Here is a 17,731-nt window from a genome sequence, read left to right as displayed (position 1 = left end):
AACGCCAAGGTTTCATCAGCGTTTCCGGCGCATTCTCAGGCTGTGACGGACTCCACACCCCGTCCGATCTGCACGGATATATACGGGCAAAAAGGCAGCGATCCGCGCCTGCGCGAATAACACATCCGACAGCGCACGCCCAGACCCTCGCCACATGCAATCCACGAAATTGCTCGGTAAATTTCCTCGGCATGACCGCAGCACAAGCAGCCATGACCCTGGAAAGTCCACGCGTGGAGGACGGAGCCGCGATCTGGCGTATCGCCCGCGATTCCCAGGTGCTGGACCTGAACTCCTCGTACAGCTATCTGCTGTGGTGCCGCGACTTCGCAGCCACCTCGCTGGTCGCCCGCGCCGCCGACGGCGAGCCGTTCGCCTTCGTCACCGGATATCTGCGCCCCGACCGCCCCGGCACCCTCGTCGTCTGGCAGATCGCCGTCGACGAGACCCACCGCGGGCGGGGCGTGGCCGGGGTGCTGCTCGACGCGCTGACGGCGAGGGTCGCCCCCGACACCGTCGAGACGACGGTCACCCCCGACAACACGGCCTCCGACCGGCTCTTCACCGCCTACGCCGCGCGGCACCGGCTCGATCTGGAGCGCGAGGTCCTCTTCGACGGGGGTCTGTTCCCCGACGCGTCCGACGGCGCCGCCCATCAGCCCGAAGTCCTCTACCGCATCGGCCCTTTCCACTCCACGGGAGCATCGCTGTGACTCTTACCCTTCCTGCCCTCAGCGTCTTCGAGACTCTGGAGTCGGAGGTGCGCAGCTACTGCCGCGGCTGGCCCACCGTCTTCGACCGCGCGCAGGGCGCCCGACTCACCGACGAGGACGGCCACAGCTACCTCGACTTCTTCGCCGGCGCCGGCTCGCTCAACTACGGCCACAACAATCCCGTTCTCAAACGGGCGCTGATCGACTACCTGGAACGCGACGGGATCACGCACGGTCTCGACATGGCGACCACCGCCAAGCGGACCTTCCTGGAGACCTTCCAGGAGGTCGTGCTGCGGCCGCGCTCGCTTCCGTACAAGGTGATGTTCCCGGGCCCGACCGGCACCAACGCGGTGGAGTCCGCGCTGAAGCTGGCCCGGAAGGTGAAGGGACGCGAGTCGGTGGTGTCCTTCACCAACGCGTTCCACGGCATGTCGCTGGGTTCGCTCGCCGTCACCGGTAACGCCTTCAAGCGGGCCGGGGCGGGGATTCCGCTGGTGCACGGCACACCGATGCCGTTCGACCACTATCTCGACGGGCAGGTCCCGGACTTCCTCTGGTTCGAGCGGCTGCTCGACGACCAGGGTTCCGGGCTGAACAAGCCGGCCGCCGTGATCGTGGAGACCGTGCAGGGCGAGGGCGGGATCAACGTGGCGCGGCCCGAGTGGCTGCGCGCGCTCGCCGCGCTGTGCCGGCGCCAGGACATGCTCCTGATCGTCGACGACATCCAGATGGGCTGCGGCCGCACGGGTGCCTTCTTCTCCTTCGAGGAGGCGGGCATCACCCCGGACATCGTCACGCTGTCGAAGTCGATCAGCGGCTACGGACTGCCCATGTCGCTCTGTCTGTTCCGTCCGGAGCTCGACGTCTGGGAGCCGGGCGAGCACAACGGCACCTTCCGTGGCAACAACCCGGCGTTCGTCACCGCCGCCGCCGCGCTCGACACGTACTGGGCCGACGGCCAGATGGAGAAGCAGACGCTCGCGCGCGGCGAACAGGTCGAGCAGGCGCTTCTCGCCCTCTGCGAGGAGAACTCCGCCGACGGCGCCCACTACCGCGGCCGCGGCCTGGTCTGGGGTCTGGAGTTCGCCGACAAGTCGCGGGCGTCGAAGATCTGCGCGCGCGCCTTCGAGCTGGGGCTGCTGCTCGAGACCTCCGGCCCGGAGAGCCAGGTCGTGAAGCTGCTCCCGCCGCTGACCGCGACCCCCGAGGAGCTGGACGAGGGGCTGCGCACGCTGTCCCGCGCCGTCCGCGAGACCGCCTGAACACCCCCGACACGAAGGGAAGTCGCACCACCGTGATCGTCCGATCGTTCAAGGACATCGAGAACACCGACCGCCATGTCCGGGCCAAGTCCGGCACCTGGGAGAGCAAGCGGATCGTCCTCGCGAAGGAGCGCGTCGGCTTCTCGCTCCACGAGACCGTGCTGTACGCGGGGACGGAGACGTCCATGTGGTACGCGAACCACATCGAGGCCGTGCTGTGCGTCGAGGGCGAGGCCGAGCTGACGAACGACGAGACCGGCGAGAAGCACTGGATCGAGCCGGGCACGATGTATCTGCTCGACGGCCACGAGCGCCACACCCTGCGCCCGAGGACCGACTTCCGCTGCGTGTGCGTCTTCAACCCGCCCGTCACGGGCCGGGAAGACCACGACGAGAACGGTGTGTACCCGCTGCTCACGGAGGAGGGCTGATCATGACCGATGTACGCACGGACCTGTACCCCACCCGGGGCGCCTCCGAGGTGCTCACCCCCCGCCGCGATCCGGTCGTCTGGAGCGACGCGCCGGGTCTGGAGTCGTACGAGCGCGACGGCTTCCTCGCCGAGCCGGATCTGCTCGGCGACGACGAAGTCGCGGTGTACAAGAAGGAGTTGGACCGCCTCATCGCCGATCCGGCGGTACGGGCCGACGAGCGCGCGATCGTCGAGCCGAAGTCCCGGTCGGTCCGCTCGGTCTTCGAGGTGCACCGGATCAGCGAGGTCTTCGCCGGGCTCGTGCGGGACGAGCGGGTGGTGGGCCGGGCCCGCGAGATCCTGGGCTCGGACGTGTACATCCACCAGTCGCGGATCAACGTGAAGCCGGGCTTCGGCGCCTCCGGGTTCTACTGGCACTCGGACTTCGAGACCTGGCACGCGGAGGACGGGCTGCCGCGCATGCGGACGGTCTCGGTGTCGATCGCGCTGACGGAGAACCACGACACCAACGGCGGCCTGATGATCATGCCGGGCTCGCACCGGACGTTCCTGGGCTGCGCGGGCGCGACGCCGAAGGACAACTACAAGCGCTCGCTGCAGATGCAGGACGCGGGGACCCCGTCCGACGAGGCGCTGACCTCGCTCGCCGACGCGCACGGCATCCGGCTCTTCACGGGCCGGGCGGGTTCGGCGACCTGGTTCGACTGCAACGCCATGCACGGCTCGGGCGACAACATCACGCCGTATCCGCGCAGCAATGTCTTCCTCGTCTTCAACAGCGTGGAGAACGCGGCGGTGGAGCCCTTCGCGGCGCCGGTGCGCCGTCCTGAGTTCATCGGGGCGCGGGACTTCACCCCGGTGCGCTGACGGACCGGGAAAGACGGACGCGGGGCCCGGCCGGGTGCGGCCGGGCCCCGCGTCGCTCCGTCACCGCGTCGCTCCGTCACGGCGTCACGGCGTCACTCCGTCACTTCGTCACAGTGACGGGTAGTCGGTGTAGCCGCGGTGGTCGCCGCCGAAGAAGGACGTGTGGTCCGGGGCGTTGTACGGGCCGCCGCTCTTCAGCCGGGCCGGCAGGTCGGGGTTGGCGAGGAACAGCTGCCCGTACGCGATCATGTCCGCGGTCCCGTCCTCGATCAGGGCGAGCGACTCCGCCGAGGTCGGGCCTTCCGTCGCCGGGTTGAGGACGAAGGTGCCGGAGAACCGCTTGCGCAGCGCGAGGGTCAGCTCCCGCAGGCCCGGGACGGTCTCGGTGACGTGCAGATAGGCGAGGGAGAGCGGTTCGATCGCCGCGACCAGCGCGGTGTACGTCTCCTCCGCCCCGGTCTCCGCGATGTCGTTGTAGGGGTTGGCCGGCGAGATGCGCAGCCCGGTGCGCTCGGGGCCGATCTCGGCGGCGACCGCCTTGACCACCTCGACGGCGAACCTGATCCGGTTCTCGACGGAGCCGCCCCACTCGTCGGTGCGGTGGTTGGAACCGGTGGCGAGGAACTGGTGGACGAGGTAGCCGTTGGCGCCGTGGATCTCGACGCCGTCGAAGCCGGCGTCCACGGCGTTGCACGCGGCGGCCGCGAAGTCGGCGATGGTGGCGCGTACCTCGTCGCCGGTCAGTTCGCGCGGGGTGACGAAGTCCTTGAAGCCGTCGTGGGTGTAGAGCTGCCCGTTGGCGGCGACGGCGGACGGGCCGACCGGGTGGAGGCCGCCGTCCAGGAGATCGGGGTGGCCGATCCGGCCGGTGTGCATGAGCTGGGCGAAGATCGTGCCGCCGCGGGCGTGGACGGCGTCGGTGACCTCGCGCCAGGCGGCGGTCTGCTCGGCGCTGTGCAGACCGGGGGTGTCCGGGTAGCCCTGGCCGACGGCGGAGGGCTGGGTGCCCTCGGTGATGATCAGCCCGGCGGAGGCGCGCTGGGCGTAGTACTCGGCGACCAGCGCGGTCGGGGTCCTGCGCACGGCGTCGGCGCGGCTGCGGGTCATCGGGGCCATGGCGATGCGGTTGGCGAGTCGCGCCCCGGCCAGGTCGATCGGGTCGAATGCGGTGGTCATGACGGCCTCCCAAGACGTTATATGGTCGGCCAAGTAATTGGCCTGCCGCCACTGTAACGCATTGATTGGCCGACCAAGGTAATCTGGTGGCATCACCCCCGCGAGGAGCCAGCGATGCCCGAGACCCCGACCGCGCCCACCCCGGACCGCGCCCCTTCCGGGCCGCTGCCGTCCGCCGCGCGGGGCGGCCCGGTGAGCCACGGCCTCTCCCGCGTCGCCCGGCTGCACCGGATCGCGGCGGGGCGGCTGCTCAAGGAGGTCGGGCTCTACCCCGGCCAGGAGTTCCTGATGATGTGCCTCTGGGACTGCGGACCCGTCCGCCAGTCGGAGCTGATCAAGTCGATGGGCCTCGACCCCTCGACGGTCACGAAGATGCTCCAGCGCCTGGAGCAGAGCGGCTACGTACGGCGCAGCCCGGACCCCGCCGACCGGCGCGCGGTCCTGGTCGAGGCGACGGACGGGGGCGGCGCGCTCAGGGCGGGGGTCGCGGACGTCTGGACCGGCCTGGAGGAGCACACCCTTGCCGGACTGACGCCGGCCGAGCGGGCGGAGCTGACCCGCCTGCTGGGCAAGGTCGAGCGGAATCTGTGCGCCGAGGCGGACGGCTGCCCGGAGGGCCGGGAGGCGCTCCGGGAGCCGGCCGCCGGCGGTCAGCCGGCCAGTACCTCCAGGGCCCGGTCCACGTCCGCGACGCCGTTGTAGAGGTGGAAGGACGCCCGCAGGTTGCCCGCGCGGGCGGACACCAGGACGCCGGCCTCACGCAGGGCGTCCTGGCGGTCCCCGAGACCCGGCACGCCGACGACGCCGGAGACGTCCCGCACCGGCGCGTGCCCCAGCTCCACGAGCCCGGCACGGAAGCGGGCGGCGAGCGCCTTGTTGTGGGCCTCGATCCGCTCGATGCCGATCTCCTCGAGGAGCGCGAGCGAGCGGGCGGCCCCGTGGTACGAGAGGAAGGCCGGCGGCTCGTCGAACCGCCGTGCGGACCGGGCCAGTTCACGCACCGGACCGTAGCTGTTGGCCCACAGCTCCTCGCCCGTCACCCAGCCCGCGTGGATCGGGACCAGTGAGTCCTGCGCCTCCTGCGTGACGGTGAGGAAGGACGCCCCGCGCGGGCAGAGCAGGAACTTGTAGCCGCCGGCCACCGTGTAGTCCCACTCCCCGGCCCGCAGCGGCAGCCAGCCCGCCGACTGCGTGGCGTCGAGGAGCGTACGGGCCCCGTGGGCGGCCGCCGCGGCCCGTACCGCCGCGAAGTCGGCTGTCCGGCCGTCCGCGGACTGTACGGAGGAGAAGGCGACGAGCGCGGTCTCGGGGCTGATGGACTCCGCGAGCCGCTCCAGCGGGACGAAGCGCGTCTTGAGGTCGCCGCGGACGGTGAACGGCGTGATGACGGAGCTGAAGTCCCCCTCGGGGAACAGGACTTCGGCGCCCGCCGGCATCGACTGCGCGATCATTCCGACATGGACGGAGACCGAGCTGCCGACGGCGACCCGGTCCGCGTGGACGTCCATGAGCCGGGCGTAGGTGGCGCGTGCCTCGGCGACGACGTCGAAGCTGCCGGCCCCGTCCGGCCGCCCGTCCGCGGTCTCCTCGGCGAGCAGCGTGATCGCCTCGATCGTGCGGCGGGGCAGCAACGCGCAGGCCGAGGTGTTCAGATACGTCTGCTTCGGCGCGAACTCGGCTCCGCCGAGGGGTTCCATGACATCCATGGGAACAGCCTGTGCTCCCCTCGACCTCACGTCAATGACGCATGATCAAGGGGAGTCTCCAAGCGTTCCTTATACGTCGCAGGTGCCGTCGACGTCACAGGCCGCCGCGTCCCCGCCGACCGGCTGCAGCGTCCGGCCCTGCCACGCCTGCTCCAGGGCCTGCGTGAAGACCTCGGCGGGCTGCCCGCCGGAGATGCCGTAGCGACGGTCGAGGACGAAGAACGGCACGCCGTTCGCGCCGAGTTCGGCGGCCTCGCGCTCGTCCGCCCGCACCGCGTCGGCGTACGCGGTCCCGTCGGCGAGCACGGAACGGACCTCGGTCTCGTCCAGTCCGGCCTCGACGGCGAGCGTCACCAGGGTCTCGGCGTCGAAGACGGAGCGCTCCTCGGCGAAGTTGGCGCGGTAGGCGAGGTCGAGCAGCTCGTTCTGCCGGCCGCGCTCCCTGGCCAGGTGGAGCAGGCGGTGGATGTCGAAGGTGTTGCCGTGGTCACGGCCCTCGGTGCGGTACCCGAGCCCCTCGGAGTGCGCGTTGGAGGCGACGTGGGCCTCCATGGCGCGGGCCTCGTCCAGGGTGCGGCCGTACTTCTTGGCCAGCATGTCGATCACCGGCGCGGTGTCGCCCTTGGGCCGGTTCGGGTCGAGCTCGAAGGAGCGGTGCACGACCTCGACGTCCTCGCGGTGGGCGAAGGCCGCGAGCCCCTTCTCGAAGCGGGCCTTGCCGATGTAGCACCAGGGGCAGGCGATGTCGCTCCAGATCTCGACGCGCATGTTCTTGCTTCTCTCCGGGGTCGCGGGGGTGTTCCGTGGCGGGAACACCGCCGCGCGCCGGAATCATTCCGCGGCGGGCTCCATTGTGAGGCGGAGCACGAGATGGGTGCCGGAGCGCGGGGCCTCGGTGTCCGGGGTCCAGCCGCGGGCGGCGTAGAAGGCCTGGGCCCGCTCGTTCTTCTCGAAGACCTCCAGGCGGGCGGCGGTGACCCCGTCGGTGCGCCAGGCGTCCAGGCAGGCGGTGTGCAGCTCGGTGCCCACGCCCCGGCGCCAGTGCGTGGGCAGGACGTGGAGCTGGGTGAGCGTCACCGTCCCCTCGGGCCCGTCGCCTCTGCTGTACGCGGCGACACCGGCGATCTCGCCGTCCCGCTCGGCGCAGAGCACGTCACCACGCCCGACGGCCCTGCTCCACCCGGCCCGGGTGCGGGCGAGCTCCTCCGGGCCGGCGAACTCGGTGTCGGGGATGTGGCCGCGGTAGTAGGTGGACCGGGCCTCCAGGTGCAGGGCGGCGATGGTGTCGAGGTCGTCGGCGGTCGCGTGTCTGATCACGACCACGAGGACGCGCCAAGCCGGCCGGCGGTTGCGGACCCGGCGCTCAGCGCGGGGTTCCCGGCACGGACGAGTCCTGCGGCGACGCGGCCGCCGGGCGGCGGCGGTACTGGCCGGGCGCCATCCCGTACTGCCGCTTGAACGCCTTGGCGAAGGAGAACTCCGAGGTGTAGCCGGACTGCTGGGCCACGGCCCGCAGCGGCCGGTCGTCCGCCCGCAGCAGACGGCCCGCCGTCGTCATGCGCCACCACGTGAGATACGCCAGCGGCGGCTGTCCCACCAGCGTGGTGAAGCGGCGGGCGAAGGCCGCGCGGGAGAGGCCTCCCTCGGCCCCGAGCTCCTCCACGGTCCACGGCCGGGCCGGGTCCGCGTGGATCGCGCGGAGCGCGGCGGTGACGGCCGGGTCGCTCAGCGCGGCGGACCAGCCGCTCGCGCGGTCGGGGCGCTCGGTCAGCCACCAGGTGCGCAGCAGCAGAAGCAGCAGGGTGTCGAGCAGGGCGGGCACGAGCGCGTCGGATCCCGGCTGCGGGTCGGCCAGTTCGGCACCGAGCAGGTCGACGGCGGCGCGCAGCCGGGGGTGGGCGCCGGTCCGTGCGGGGATGTGCACGAAGGGCGGCAGCTCGGTGAAGAGCGGATGGGCCCGGGCCCGGCTCACCTGGTAGGCGCCGCACAGCAGCAGGGTCTCGTCCGCGGCGGCCGGTGCGCGGTCGGGCGGGGTGGGCCACGAACCGTCGGGGGCCTGCACGGCGTCGACGAGCGGGTTGTCGGGCCGGCCGGCGAGCCCGTGGCCGGTGCCGTGGGCGAGGAGCACCACGTCGCCGGGGCGGAGTTCGACGGGCTCGTCGCCGTCCGGCGGGATCAGCCACGCGGAGCCCTGGACCAGCACATGGAATCCGGCGCCCTTCCCCGGGGGGAAACGGAAGCCCCAGGGGCCGGAGTTGACGGTACGGGAGGAGTGCGGCCGCCCGGTGCGCATGGCCGTGACGGCATCGCTCAGTACGTCCATGCCCGCACCGTACCGCGAGACGTGCGGACATGGAGGGGAGTCGACGAGACATGGATCGTCTCACCACGCCTGCCTACGGTCGATCGCATGACGACTCACCAGATGACAAGTGCGGTGCTCTTCCACGAGATCGGCGGCCCCGAGATGCTCCGGGTCGAGGACGTCCCCCTTCCCGCTCCCGGCCCCGGCGAGGTGCTCTTCCGGGTCGAGGCGATCGGCCTCAACCGCGCCGACGCGCTCTTCCGCGCGGGCACCTACTACTACCCGGCGACGCTCCCCGGCTCCCGGCTCGGCTACGAGGCGGCGGGCGTGGTGGAGGCTGTCGGCGAAGGCGTCACCGCGTACGCGGCGGGCGACCCGGTCATGGCCGCAGCCAACTTCGACTTCGGGGTGCACGGGGTGCACGCGGAGCGGGTCGTGCTCCCCGAGGAGTACGTGGTGCGCCGGCCGGAGGGCGTGGACGCCGTGACCGCGGCCGCCTCGTGGCTGACGTACTCCACCGCGTACGGCGGCATGGTGGAGGCGGGCGGGCTGCGTCCGGGCGACCACGTGGTGATCACCGGGGCGTCCAGCGGGGTCGGTACGGCAGCCGTCCAGGTGGCGCTGCGGGCCGGGGCGGTCCCGGTCGCCACGACGCGGGGCGAGGGGAAGCGGCAGCGGCTGCTCGACCTGGGCGCGGCGCACGTGATCACGACCGACAGCGAGGACGTGGTGAAGGAGGTCGGGCGGATCACCGGGGGCCGGGGCGCGCAGGTGGTCTTCGACGCCGTCGGCGGGCCGGGGTTCGCCCGGCTCGGCGATGCCTTGGAGCCGGGCGGCACGGCCGTCCTGTACGGCTGGCTCGACCACCGGCCGGCCGCCCTGTCCCTGAACTGGCCGCTCACCGTGCGGGAATACGCCAACGGGGCGGTGGTGCGCACGGCGGAGGGGCGGCGGCGGATGGCCGGGTTCATCGGGTCCGGGCTGCGCGACGGCTCGCTGGCGCCGGTGATCGCCGAGACCTTCGACGGTCTGGAGCGGATCACCGACGCCCACCGGCTGATGGAGACCAACACCCACACCGGGAAGATCGTGGTGCGGGTGTGAGCCCCGGGGACCCCCGGTACGGGCCGGGGGTCAGCGGCGCGGCAGCCCCAGCGGGTTGTCGTCGCGCAGCTCCGGCGGGAGCAGGTGCTGCGGGGTCGACTGGTAGGTGACCGGGCGCAGCCAGCGCTCGATCGCGGTCGCGCCGACCGAGGTGGAGGTGGACGTGGTGGCCGGGTAGGGCCCGCCGTGGTGCTGCGCGCCCGCCACCGCGACGCCGGTCGGCCAGCCGTTGACCAGCACGCGGCCCGCCAGCGGGGTCAGTTCGGCGAGCAGCCCGGCCGCGTCGGGGTCCTCCTCCGCCATCTGCAGGGTGGCGGTGAGGTTTCCGGGGAGCCGGGAGAGGACCCCGGTGATCTCCTCCCGCGAGTCGTAGCGGGCGACCACGGTCACCGGGCCGAAGCACTCCTCCAGGAGGGCGTCGTGCTCACCCTTGAGCAGGGCTGCGGCGTCCACGGTGAGGAAGCCCGCGTTGACCGTGTGCTCCCCGCCCGAGCCGGGCAGGACCGGCGCGGTGACCCCGGGGAGTTCGGCGCGTTCCTGGGTTCCGGTGACGAACGAGCCCCGCATCCGGTGGTCGAGCATCACGCCGGGCTCGGTCTCGCTGACGGCGTCCGTCACGGCGGAGACGAACCGGTCGCCCGCCTCGCCCGTGGGCGCCAGGACGAAGCCGGGCTTGGTGCAGAACTGGCCCTGGCCCATCGTCATGGACGCCGCGAGTCCGGCGCCGATCTCCGCCGCGCGCTCCTCGGCGGCCGCGCCGGTGATCACGACCGGGTTGAGCGAGCCGAGCTCGCCGTGGAAGGGGATGGGGACGGGCCGGGCCGCCGCCGCGTCGAAGAGCGCCCGCCCGCCGCGTACGGAACCGGTGAAGCCGGCCGCCGCGACCAGCGGGTGGCGGACCAGCTCCACCCCGGCGTCGAAGCCGTGGACGAGGACGACCACGTCCTCCGGCAGCCCCACCGCGGCCGCGGCCCGGCGCAGCAGGGAGGCGCACAGCTCCGAGGTCGCCGGGTGGTCCGGGTGGGCCTTGATCACGACGGGGCAGCCGGCCGCGAGGGCGCTCGCGGTGTCCCCGCCGGGGACGGAGAACGCGAGCGGGAAGTTGCTGGCCGCGTAGACGGCGACGACGCCGAGCGGAATCTTCCAGCGGCGCAGGTCGGGCCGGGGCGGGATCGCCGTCGGGTCGGGCAGGTCGATACGGACGTCGAGGAAGGAGCCCTCGTCGACCACGTCCGCGAAGGACCGCAACTGGGCCGTGGTGCGGGCCAGTTCACCGGTCAGCCGGACCGGCCCGAGCGCGGTCTCGGCGTCGGCCGCCTCGATGACGTGCTCGCCCGCCTCGTCGAGGAGGTCGGCCGCGGCACGGAGCAGGGCTGCCCGCGCCGTACGGTCGGCGAGCGCCTCACGGGCGGCGGACGCGGCGCGGACGGCCCGGTCGATCTCCTCCGCTGTGGCCTCCACCGCAACCTGTTCCCGCGGCTTCCCCGTCCGGGGGTCCACACTCCACACTGGTTCCGCTGCCACCGCCACACCCCTCTTCACGCTCTGTTCGCTATTCTGAACAAGGTTCCTGTAGATGAACGGGACTCTATTGACGGGCGTGCCGTCTCCACAAGAGGCACCAGCGAGAGGGGCGAGGGCGATGTCGACTGCCGACACGGGCGGGGCTCAGGTCAAGTCCGCGGTACGTACGGTGGAACTGCTCGAGTACTTCGCCGGGCGCCCCGGCATGCACTCGCTGGCCGCCGTCCAGGAGGCCGTCGGCTACCCCAAGTCCAGCCTGTACATGCTGCTGCGCACCCTGGTCGAGCTCGGCTGGGTGGAGACGGACGCGACCGGCACGCGGTACGGCATCGGGGTGCGGGCCCTGCTGGTGGGCACCTCGTACATCGACGGCGACGAGGTGGTGGCCGCCGCCCGCCCCACCCTGGACCGGCTCTCCGACGACACCACCGAGACCATCCACCTGGCGCGGCTCGACGGCACGAACGTGGTGTATCTGGCGACCCGTCAGTCCCAGCACTATCTGCGGCCGTTCACCCGGGTCGGCCGCCGGCTGCCCGCCCACTCCACCTCGCTCGGCAAGGCGCTGCTCGCCACCCACAGCGACGAACAGGTCCGCAAGCTGCTCCCGGAGACGCTGCCGGCGCTGACCGAGCACACGATCACGGACCGCGAGAAGCTCATCGAGGAGCTGCACCTCGTCCGCGAGCAGGGGTACGCGGTGGACCGCGAGGAGAACACCCTCGGACTGCGCTGCTTCGGCATCGCGATCCCCTACCGGACCCCGGCGCGGGACGCGATCAGCTGCTCGGTGCCGGTGGCCCGGCTCACCCCCGGACACGAGCAGATGATCAAGGACGCGCTGTTCGACGCCCGCGACCGGCTGACGCTGGCGACCCGCAGGCTCTGACTCCCGTAGCCGCCGATCAGGGTCCCGTAGCCGCCGATCAGGCCCGAGCCGCGAGCGCCTGCCGCCACACCGGGCTGTCGACGTAGTGGTTGTCGTACTTCTCCGAGGACTCCTTGATCTCCTCGAAGCTCGCCTCGCCCCGCATCACACGGCCGAGCAGCCGCAGGTAGTCGAAGCGGGCCATGCCCGGCGTGAAGACGAACAGGACGTCGGCCTCGGCGCCCGGCGCGGCGGCGAAGGCGTGCGGGATGTGGGGCGGCACGAGCAGGAAGTCGCCCTGCTCCAGGACGGTCAGCTCCTCGCCGAGCAGCACCTGCAGCGAGCCGCCGAGCACGTAGAACATCTCCGACGCCTTGGTGTGGAAGTGCGCCGGGGCGCCCACGGCACCCTTCGCGAAGGTCGAGCGGTAGCTGGTGAGCTGTCCCCCGGTGGTGTCGGAGTCGGCGAGGAGCGTCATCACGCTGCTCGGGTCGGCGGTGGTCTCGGCGGTGGCGGCGCGGGTGAGGAGCGGGGCGAAGGACTGCGTCGTGTTCATAAAGATCACTTTACGAGCGCCAGTGACCGGGTGAGGGGTGCATTTCCGCTCGGAGAACATGGGTCAATTCAGGGAGGTGGAGGGCCGTCTCCCCCATGCGGCGGAGGCGGTTCGTCGCTGCGCAGGAGGTGAGCGGAGGGGCCCGCGCGGGAGCGTGGAGCCATGACACAGACCGCTCCTCTCCCCGCCCCCGCGCCGACCGGACGGCCGAGCACCGCCCGCCGGATCCTGCGCGCCTCGGCCGTCGTCGCCTGCCTCCCGTACATCTCACTCAAGATCGCCTGGGTCGCGGGCAGCGAGATCGGCATCCCGGCCGGCAGCCCGCTTCTGGACAACCGGGAGCTGATGGCCACCGTCAACGCGATCTCGGTGGTGATGGACGCCGCCGTCGTGGTCCTCGCCCTGCTGCTCACCCAGGCGTGGGGGCGGCGCGTGCCGACCTGGCTGCTCGCCTTCCCGATGTGGGTGGCGACCGGTCTGCTCGCCCCGATCATGGTGGGCTTCCCGGCCCAGACGGTCGCGTCCCTCTTCGCCGACCCCCTGCCCACGAGCAGCAAGGAACCCTTCCTCGACGAATGGGTCTTCGGCACGGTCTACGGCGGCTTCATCGTCCAGGGGCTCGCGCTCGGCACCCTGTTCTTCCTCTACGCCCGCGACCGCTGGGGCCATGTCTGGCGCGGCACCCTCGGCGATCTGCCCGCCCGCTTCTCCGGTACCGGTGTCCGCGCCACGGCGGTCACGGCCGGCCTGGTCGCCCTCGTCCCCACCGTGATCCACGTGCTGTGGGCCGCGGGCTCCACGACCGGGCTCCCGGCGTCGCGGATCGCCCAGAGGGACGGGGACTTCTACGTCCTCGAAGGGCTGCGGCTGCTGTTCCTCGCGGTCGCCGTGGTCTTCGTCCTGGCCCTGGTCTTCCAGTGGGGCCGGTCGCTCTCGGTGCGCACGGTGCTGGGGCTCGGCTGGGTCGGCTCGGGCGGGGTGGGCTGTTGGGGCGGCTACCTGCTCCTCGTGACCTTCATGCCGGAGACCGATCCCGCCAAGGAGCCCACGGGCCTGATGCAGCTGACCTACGCTGGGGAAATGATCACCGGGTTCCTGCTGGCCGCCTGCGTGGCCGTCTTCCTGCGGCGGCGGAGCGCGAGCGCGTGAGACCGTTCCGGGGCGCCCTGTTCGGGCGGCGGGCCAGGCTGCGCTGGCTCCATCTGATCCTGGGCGGCGCCCTGTTCATGCCGTACTGGCTGGTCGGCACCGTGATCCTGGCGCCGCTCTCCGACGGGCAGCCGATGTTCTCGTCGGGCCTGGCCACGCAGCTCGGGGCGTACGCGGTGGGGCTGCCGCTCGCCGCCGTCACGGCTCTCTTCCCGCTGGCCCGGCCGATGTCGGTGGCGGCGGCCAGGGCGCTGTGCGGGGTGGCGGCGGACCGGTTCGCCGACGGGCCGGCCCGGGGACGCGACGCCAAGACGCGGACAGCCGGCTGGTTCACGCTCCACGTCGGGACCGGCGCGTTGGTCAGCGGGGCCAGCCTCGCGGTGCCGCCGTTCGCGGTCAGCCTGATGGCGCTGCCCTTCTCCAGCGCCCTGCGGGACTCCGAGTTCGGCCGGTTCTGGGGTCTGGACCAGGTCTGGCTGATCTGGGCGGGCATCCCCGCGGGGCTGTCGATGCTGGTGGCGCTCGCGGCGGTCGCCGCGGCAACCGGGGCGTTCCTCGCCCGGCAGGCACCGTCGCTGCTCGGGCCGAGCCCGGCGGACCGGCTCGCGGCGGCCGAGCGCCGCGCCGCCGAGCTGGCCGTGCGCAACCGGCTCGCCCGCGAACTGCACGACTCGGTCGGCCACGCGCTGAGCGCGGTCACGCTCCAGGCGAGCGCGGCGCGCCGCGTCCTGGACTCCGATGTGGAGTTCGTACGGGAGGCGCTGGCGGCGATCGAGGAGACCACCCGGCGCACGGTCGGCGAACTGGACTCGGTCCTCGGCCTGTTGCGCAGGGGCGAGGACGAGGGCGACCTCGCGGGACCGGGCCTCGACGCCCTGGACGCGCTGGTGCGGGGCGCCGGGCCGCGGGTGGCGTTGACGGTGACCGGGGCGCTCGACCGCGTACCGGAGCCGGTGTCGAGAGAGGCGTACCGGATCGTCCAGGAAGGCCTGACGAACGCGGCCCGGTACGCGTGCGGCGCGCCCGTGACAGGGCGACTCGCCCTGGACGACGACGAGTTGGAGATCACGATGGAGAACCCGATGCCCGCCGGCGCACCGGTGGCCCGCCCCGACGGAGGCCGCGGCCTGCTCGGCGTACAGGAACGGGCCCGCCTGCTCGGCGGCACGGCCGAGGCCGGCCCGGCGGACGGCGTCTGGCGGCTCACCGCCCGGCTGCCCCTGGCAGGTGCGCGGTGATCAGGATCGTCCTCGCCGACGACGAGCGGATGGTGCGGACGGCCCTGCGAGTCATCCTCGACGCGGAGCCGGACCTGAAGGTCGTGGGCGAGGCGTCCACGGGTGCCGAGGCGGTGTCGGTGGTGCGGGAGCGGCAACCGGACGTGGTGCTCATGGACGTACGGATGCCGGAGATCGACGGGATCCGGGCGACGGAGCAGATCCTGGCGGGGACGGCGGGGGCGGAGCGCTCGCCGCGGATCGTGGTGGTGACGACGTTCGAGAACGACTCGTACGTGTACGACGCGCTGCGCGTGGGCGCGGCCGGGTTCCTGCTGAAGCGGGCGGCCGCGGACGAGTTGGTGAGCGCGGTCCGTCTGGTCGCGCGCAGCGACTCCCTGCTCTACCCGGCGGCGGTACGGGGCCTCGCCGCCGAGCACGCCCGCCGCCGGCCCCCGGTGGCCCCGCCCTGGGTGGCCCGGCTGACCGAGCGGGAGGCCGAGGTGCTGCGCCAGGTGGCGACGGGCCTGACGAACGCGGAGATCGCCGGGCGGATGGGCGTCGGCCCGGCGACGGTGAAGACCCACGTGGCGGCGGTCCTGGCGAAGACGGGGGCGCGGGACCGCACGCAGGCGGTGATCCTGGCGTACGAGTCGGGGTTCGTCAGCCCGCGGTGAGGCGGGCGGGCGGGGGTGCGGGGTGGGGCGGGGGTGCGGCGGGCCCGGGTGAGGGGCCCGGGAGCCACATGAAGGTTCCCTGAGAAACCGGACACATCCGGAACGACTCCCCCCACCCCACTCGTCCCGCATATGGGATGAACAAGACGATCAGGCGCGCCTCGGTCTTCTCGCTGCTCCTCGTGCTGGCCCTCCTCGGGCGGGCCACCTGGGTGCAGGGGTACGAAGCCAAGGCCCTCGCGGACGACAAGCACAACCGGCGGAACGTCATGGCGCGGTACGCGCAGCCGCTCGGGAACATCATCGTGGCCGGCTCGCCGGTCACCGGTTCGAAGAAGACGGAGGGCAGCGATCTCGCGTACAAGCGCGGCTACACCGACGGCGAGCTGTACGCGGCCGTCACCGGCTACAGCTCACAGGCGTACGGCGCCACGCAGCTGGAGGGCATCTACTCCGACGTCCTGGACGGCACCGACACCCGTCTGAAGAACCCGCTGGACGCGCTCACCGGCAAGCAGCAGGAGCCGGGCGACGTCGTCACGACGATCGACCCGGCCGTGCAGAAGGCGGCCTACGAGGCGCTCGGCGACAAGAAGGGCGCGGCCGTCGCCATCGACCCGAAGACCGGCCGGATCCTCGGGATGGTCTCGACGCCCTCGTACGACCCGTCGAAGATCGCCGGGATGTCGGACGGGGCGAGCTGGCAGGAGCTGACCACGGACGCGGACAAGCCGCTGGTCAACCGCGCGCTGCGGCAGCCGCTGCCGCCCGGCTCCACCTTCAAGCTGGTCGTCGCGGCGGCCGCGCTGGAGAACGGGCTGTACGGCTCCGTGGACACGGCGACGGACAGCCCGAACCCGTACAAGCTGCCCGGCTCCACCCGCCATCTGGAGAACGAGAACCCCTCGGCGCCCTGCGAGAACGCCACGATCCGCACCGCGCTGCGGTACTCCTGCAACAACGTCTTCGCCAAGATCGCCGTCGATCTCGGCCAGGACAAGGTGAAGGCGATGGCGGAGAAGTTCGGCTTCAACGACGACGAGCAGGACGTGCCCGTCCGCGCGTACGCGAGTGTGTATCCGTCCGGCATGGACAAGGCGCAGACCGCGCTGACCGGTATCGGTCAGTTCGATGTGACGGCGACCCCGCTCCAGATGGCCATGGTGTCCGCGGCGATCGCCAACGACGGGCTCATGGCGTCGCCGCACATGGTCTCCGAGGTCGTCGACTCCGACGGTGATGCCCTCGCGTCCTTCAAGGACGGGGACACCCGGCGGATCGTCTCCTCCTCGACCGCGGAGCAGCTGCGCGGCGCGATGGTGACCGTGGTGGAGAAGGGCACGGGCACGAACGCGGCGATCGGCGGCGCCGAGGTGGGCGGCAAGACCGGTACCGCCCAGCACGGCGAGAACAACAGCAAGACGCCGTACGCCTGGTTCACGTCCTACGCGAAGGACGCGGACACCGGCAAGGAGGTCGCGGTCGCCGTCCTGATCGAGGACTCGGGCGCGGCGCGCTCGGAGGTCAGCGGCAACGGGCTGGCGGCTCCGGTGGCGCAGAAGATGATGAAGGCGGCGCTGAGGTGAGCCGGCGGTCCAGGGACTTGGCCATGAAGAGCGCGGTCTCGCCCTCGGAGGCGGTGCCGGTGTAGAGCGTGGTGTCCAGTCCGCAGAGCCGGAAGCCCATGCGCCGGTAGGCCCGTACCGCGGGGACGTTGACGCTGGTGACCTCCAGCCAGGCGGTACGGGCGCCGCGCTCGCGGCCGTGGGCCAGGGCGCGGCGCATCAGCTCGCCGCCGATGCCGCGGCCGCGGTGGGCGGGGGCGACGGTGACCTGACGGACGACGAGACGCCGGTTCCACTCCTCGACGTCGACGGCGATGAACCCGCAGAGCGTCCCGTCGGCGTCGACGGCCACGATCTCGTGGTCCGCGCCGCCTTCCTCCTCCTCGTCGTCGGTGTCGTCGTCGGCGGGGAAGACCTTGACGAGCGGCGGGTCGACGGCGACGAGCCGCAGCCCGAACCCGATGTCGCCGGCGGCGACTTCGTAGACGTGGTCGGTGGTGAAGGAGTCGTCGAGTGCGGCGACGGCGGATTGGTCGGCGGGCCCCGCGACACGGTATGCAAGGTCACTCATGAACCGAGCATAGTTTCGATCTTGCGGAGGACCGC

General features: G+C 72.2%; 19 protein-coding genes. 11 read left to right on the top strand and 8 right to left on the bottom strand.

Annotation, left to right across the window (positions count from 1 at the left end; all coding sequences use genetic code 11):
* The first annotated feature begins 191 nt into the window (after positions 1-191).
* From ectA to thpD, 4 genes are read left to right on the top strand one after another with little or no spacing between them, the layout of a single operon-like run.
* Positions 192-713, top strand: coding sequence for a diaminobutyrate acetyltransferase (gene ectA / locus FDM97_RS10535; RefSeq protein WP_254705556.1), 522 nt, complete (start codon positions 192-194; stop codon positions 711-713).
* Entirely contained in the window at positions 710-1,978 is a 1,269-nt protein-coding gene (gene ectB, locus FDM97_RS10530; RefSeq protein WP_137990140.1) for a diaminobutyrate--2-oxoglutarate transaminase, read from the top strand. The genes ectA and ectB overlap by 4 nt, the downstream gene beginning before the upstream one ends.
* Positions 1,979-2,010: 32 nt before the next feature.
* Positions 2,011-2,409, top strand: a complete 399-nt coding sequence (locus tag FDM97_RS10525) for an ectoine synthase (protein ID WP_137990139.1) — start codon at positions 2,011-2,013, stop codon at positions 2,407-2,409.
* A gap of 2 nt (positions 2,410-2,411) precedes the next feature.
* Positions 2,412-3,278, top strand: a complete 867-nt coding sequence (thpD, locus tag FDM97_RS10520) for an ectoine hydroxylase (RefSeq protein ID WP_137990138.1) — start codon at positions 2,412-2,414, stop codon at positions 3,276-3,278.
* 108 nt (positions 3,279-3,386) lie between these two features.
* Here the strand turns inward: thpD and FDM97_RS10515 are convergent, their stop codons facing one another.
* On the bottom strand, positions 3,387-4,454 hold the full coding sequence (locus FDM97_RS10515) for an alkene reductase (RefSeq protein WP_137990137.1): 1,068 nt from the start codon (positions 4,452-4,454) through the stop codon (positions 3,387-3,389).
* A gap of 114 nt (positions 4,455-4,568) precedes the next feature.
* Here FDM97_RS10515 and FDM97_RS10510 point away from each other — a divergent pair, with 114 nt between their 5' ends.
* Complete coding sequence (locus FDM97_RS10510) at positions 4,569-5,156, top strand: MarR family winged helix-turn-helix transcriptional regulator (protein ID WP_137990136.1); 588 nt, start codon at positions 4,569-4,571, stop codon at positions 5,154-5,156.
* On the opposite strand, the gene FDM97_RS10505 is transcribed toward FDM97_RS10510, so the two are convergent.
* The 4 genes from FDM97_RS10505 to FDM97_RS10490 form a co-directional block, all read right to left on the bottom strand.
* Positions 5,105-6,151 carry an aminotransferase class V-fold PLP-dependent enzyme gene (locus tag FDM97_RS10505; RefSeq protein ID WP_175439385.1) on the bottom strand — a complete coding sequence of 349 codons (1,047 nt, stop codon included), beginning with the start codon at positions 6,149-6,151 and terminating at the stop codon, positions 5,105-5,107. The genes FDM97_RS10510 and FDM97_RS10505 overlap by 52 nt on opposite strands.
* 78 nt (positions 6,152-6,229) lie before the next feature.
* A complete protein-coding gene (locus tag FDM97_RS10500) occupies positions 6,230-6,928 on the bottom strand; it encodes a DsbA family oxidoreductase (RefSeq protein WP_137990134.1) in 699 nt (232 codons plus the stop codon).
* Between the two features lie 63 nt (positions 6,929-6,991).
* A complete protein-coding gene (locus tag FDM97_RS10495) occupies positions 6,992-7,477 on the bottom strand; it encodes a GNAT family N-acetyltransferase (protein WP_137990133.1) in 486 nt (161 codons plus the stop codon).
* A 46-nt stretch (positions 7,478-7,523) separates the two neighbouring features.
* A complete protein-coding gene (locus FDM97_RS10490; protein WP_137990132.1) occupies positions 7,524-8,483 on the bottom strand; it encodes an AraC family transcriptional regulator in 960 nt (319 codons plus the stop codon).
* 87 nt (positions 8,484-8,570) lie between these two features.
* Here FDM97_RS10490 and FDM97_RS10485 point away from each other — a divergent pair, with 87 nt between their 5' ends.
* Entirely contained in the window at positions 8,571-9,569 is a 999-nt protein-coding gene (locus tag FDM97_RS10485) for a zinc-dependent alcohol dehydrogenase family protein (RefSeq protein ID WP_137990131.1), read from the top strand.
* A 30-nt stretch (positions 9,570-9,599) separates the two neighbouring features.
* On the opposite strand, the gene FDM97_RS10480 is transcribed toward FDM97_RS10485, so the two are convergent.
* Positions 9,600-11,093: an aldehyde dehydrogenase (NADP(+)) gene (locus FDM97_RS10480; protein WP_137990130.1), complete on the bottom strand. Its 1,494-nt coding sequence runs from the start codon at positions 11,091-11,093 to the stop codon at positions 9,600-9,602.
* Between the two features lie 118 nt (positions 11,094-11,211).
* On the opposite strand from FDM97_RS10480, the gene FDM97_RS10475 reads away from it, so the two are divergent.
* On the top strand, positions 11,212-11,982 hold the full coding sequence (locus FDM97_RS10475; protein WP_137990129.1) for an IclR family transcriptional regulator: 771 nt from the start codon (positions 11,212-11,214) through the stop codon (positions 11,980-11,982).
* Positions 11,983-12,019: 37 nt separating this feature from the next.
* Here FDM97_RS10475 and FDM97_RS10470 read toward each other — a convergent pair whose 3' ends face one another.
* Positions 12,020-12,517: a cupin domain-containing protein gene (locus FDM97_RS10470; RefSeq protein WP_175439084.1), complete on the bottom strand. Its 498-nt coding sequence runs from the start codon at positions 12,515-12,517 to the stop codon at positions 12,020-12,022.
* A 162-nt stretch (positions 12,518-12,679) separates the two neighbouring features.
* Here FDM97_RS10470 and FDM97_RS10465 point away from each other — a divergent pair, with 162 nt between their 5' ends.
* The 4 genes from FDM97_RS10465 to FDM97_RS10450 all read left to right on the top strand — a co-directional run bounded on the left by FDM97_RS10465 (position 12,680) and on the right by FDM97_RS10450 (position 17,146).
* Complete coding sequence (locus tag FDM97_RS10465) at positions 12,680-13,666, top strand: hypothetical protein (RefSeq protein ID WP_137990128.1); 987 nt, start codon at positions 12,680-12,682, stop codon at positions 13,664-13,666.
* Positions 13,663-14,904, top strand: coding sequence for a sensor histidine kinase (locus FDM97_RS10460; protein WP_254705555.1), 1,242 nt, complete (start codon positions 13,663-13,665; stop codon positions 14,902-14,904). Before FDM97_RS10465 ends, FDM97_RS10460 begins: the two co-directional genes overlap by 4 nt.
* Positions 14,904-15,560: a response regulator transcription factor gene (locus tag FDM97_RS10455; RefSeq protein WP_137994758.1), complete on the top strand. Its 657-nt coding sequence runs from the start codon at positions 14,904-14,906 to the stop codon at positions 15,558-15,560. Before FDM97_RS10460 ends, FDM97_RS10455 begins: the two co-directional genes overlap by 1 nt.
* Before the next feature lie 137 nt (positions 15,561-15,697).
* A complete protein-coding gene (locus FDM97_RS10450; RefSeq protein ID WP_137990127.1) occupies positions 15,698-17,146 on the top strand; it encodes a peptidoglycan D,D-transpeptidase FtsI family protein in 1,449 nt (482 codons plus the stop codon).
* On the opposite strand, the gene FDM97_RS10445 is transcribed toward FDM97_RS10450, so the two are convergent.
* The gene (locus tag FDM97_RS10445; protein WP_137990126.1) at positions 17,085-17,696 is read right to left on the bottom strand and encodes a GNAT family N-acetyltransferase; all 612 of its coding nucleotides are present in this window, start codon (positions 17,694-17,696) and stop codon (positions 17,085-17,087) included. The genes FDM97_RS10450 and FDM97_RS10445 overlap by 62 nt on opposite strands.
* Between the last annotated feature and the right edge of the window lie 35 nt (positions 17,697-17,731).

This window comes from Streptomyces vilmorinianum, from assembly GCF_005517195.1.
Taxonomy (GTDB): Bacteria; Actinomycetota; Actinomycetes; order Streptomycetales; family Streptomycetaceae; genus Streptomyces; species Streptomyces vilmorinianum.
The sequence above is the reverse complement of the archived record's forward strand: the minus strand, read 5'-3'. Positions and strand labels throughout refer to the sequence as shown.

What these genes read in the sequence shown, in the direction of transcription:
- FDM97_RS10450 (WP_137990127.1), top strand. Translation starts at nt 15,698, where the DNA reads ATGAACAAGACGATCAGGCGCGCCTCGGTCTTCTCGCTGCTCCTCGTG.
- FDM97_RS10485 (WP_137990131.1), top strand. Translation starts at nt 8,571, where the DNA reads ATGACGACTCACCAGATGACAAGTGCGGTGCTCTTCCACGAGATCGGC.
- ectA (WP_254705556.1), top strand. Translation starts at nt 192, where the DNA reads ATGACCGCAGCACAAGCAGCCATGACCCTGGAAAGTCCACGCGTGGAG.
- FDM97_RS10505 (WP_175439385.1), bottom strand. Translation starts at nt 6,151, where the DNA reads ATGGAACCCCTCGGCGGAGCCGAGTTCGCGCCGAAGCAGACGTATCTG.
- FDM97_RS10515 (WP_137990137.1), bottom strand. Translation starts at nt 4,454, where the DNA reads ATGACCACCGCATTCGACCCGATCGACCTGGCCGGGGCGCGACTCGCC.
- thpD (WP_137990138.1), top strand. Translation starts at nt 2,412, where the DNA reads ATGACCGATGTACGCACGGACCTGTACCCCACCCGGGGCGCCTCCGAG.
- FDM97_RS10500 (WP_137990134.1), bottom strand. Translation starts at nt 6,928, where the DNA reads ATGCGCGTCGAGATCTGGAGCGACATCGCCTGCCCCTGGTGCTACATC.
- FDM97_RS10445 (WP_137990126.1), bottom strand. Translation starts at nt 17,696, where the DNA reads ATGAGTGACCTTGCATACCGTGTCGCGGGGCCCGCCGACCAATCCGCC.
- FDM97_RS10510 (WP_137990136.1), top strand. Translation starts at nt 4,569, where the DNA reads ATGCCCGAGACCCCGACCGCGCCCACCCCGGACCGCGCCCCTTCCGGG.
- FDM97_RS10475 (WP_137990129.1), top strand. Translation starts at nt 11,212, where the DNA reads ATGTCGACTGCCGACACGGGCGGGGCTCAGGTCAAGTCCGCGGTACGT.
- FDM97_RS10470 (WP_175439084.1), bottom strand. Translation starts at nt 12,517, where the DNA reads ATGAACACGACGCAGTCCTTCGCCCCGCTCCTCACCCGCGCCGCCACC.
- FDM97_RS10465 (WP_137990128.1), top strand. Translation starts at nt 12,680, where the DNA reads ATGACACAGACCGCTCCTCTCCCCGCCCCCGCGCCGACCGGACGGCCG.
- FDM97_RS10490 (WP_137990132.1), bottom strand. Translation starts at nt 8,483, where the DNA reads ATGGACGTACTGAGCGATGCCGTCACGGCCATGCGCACCGGGCGGCCG.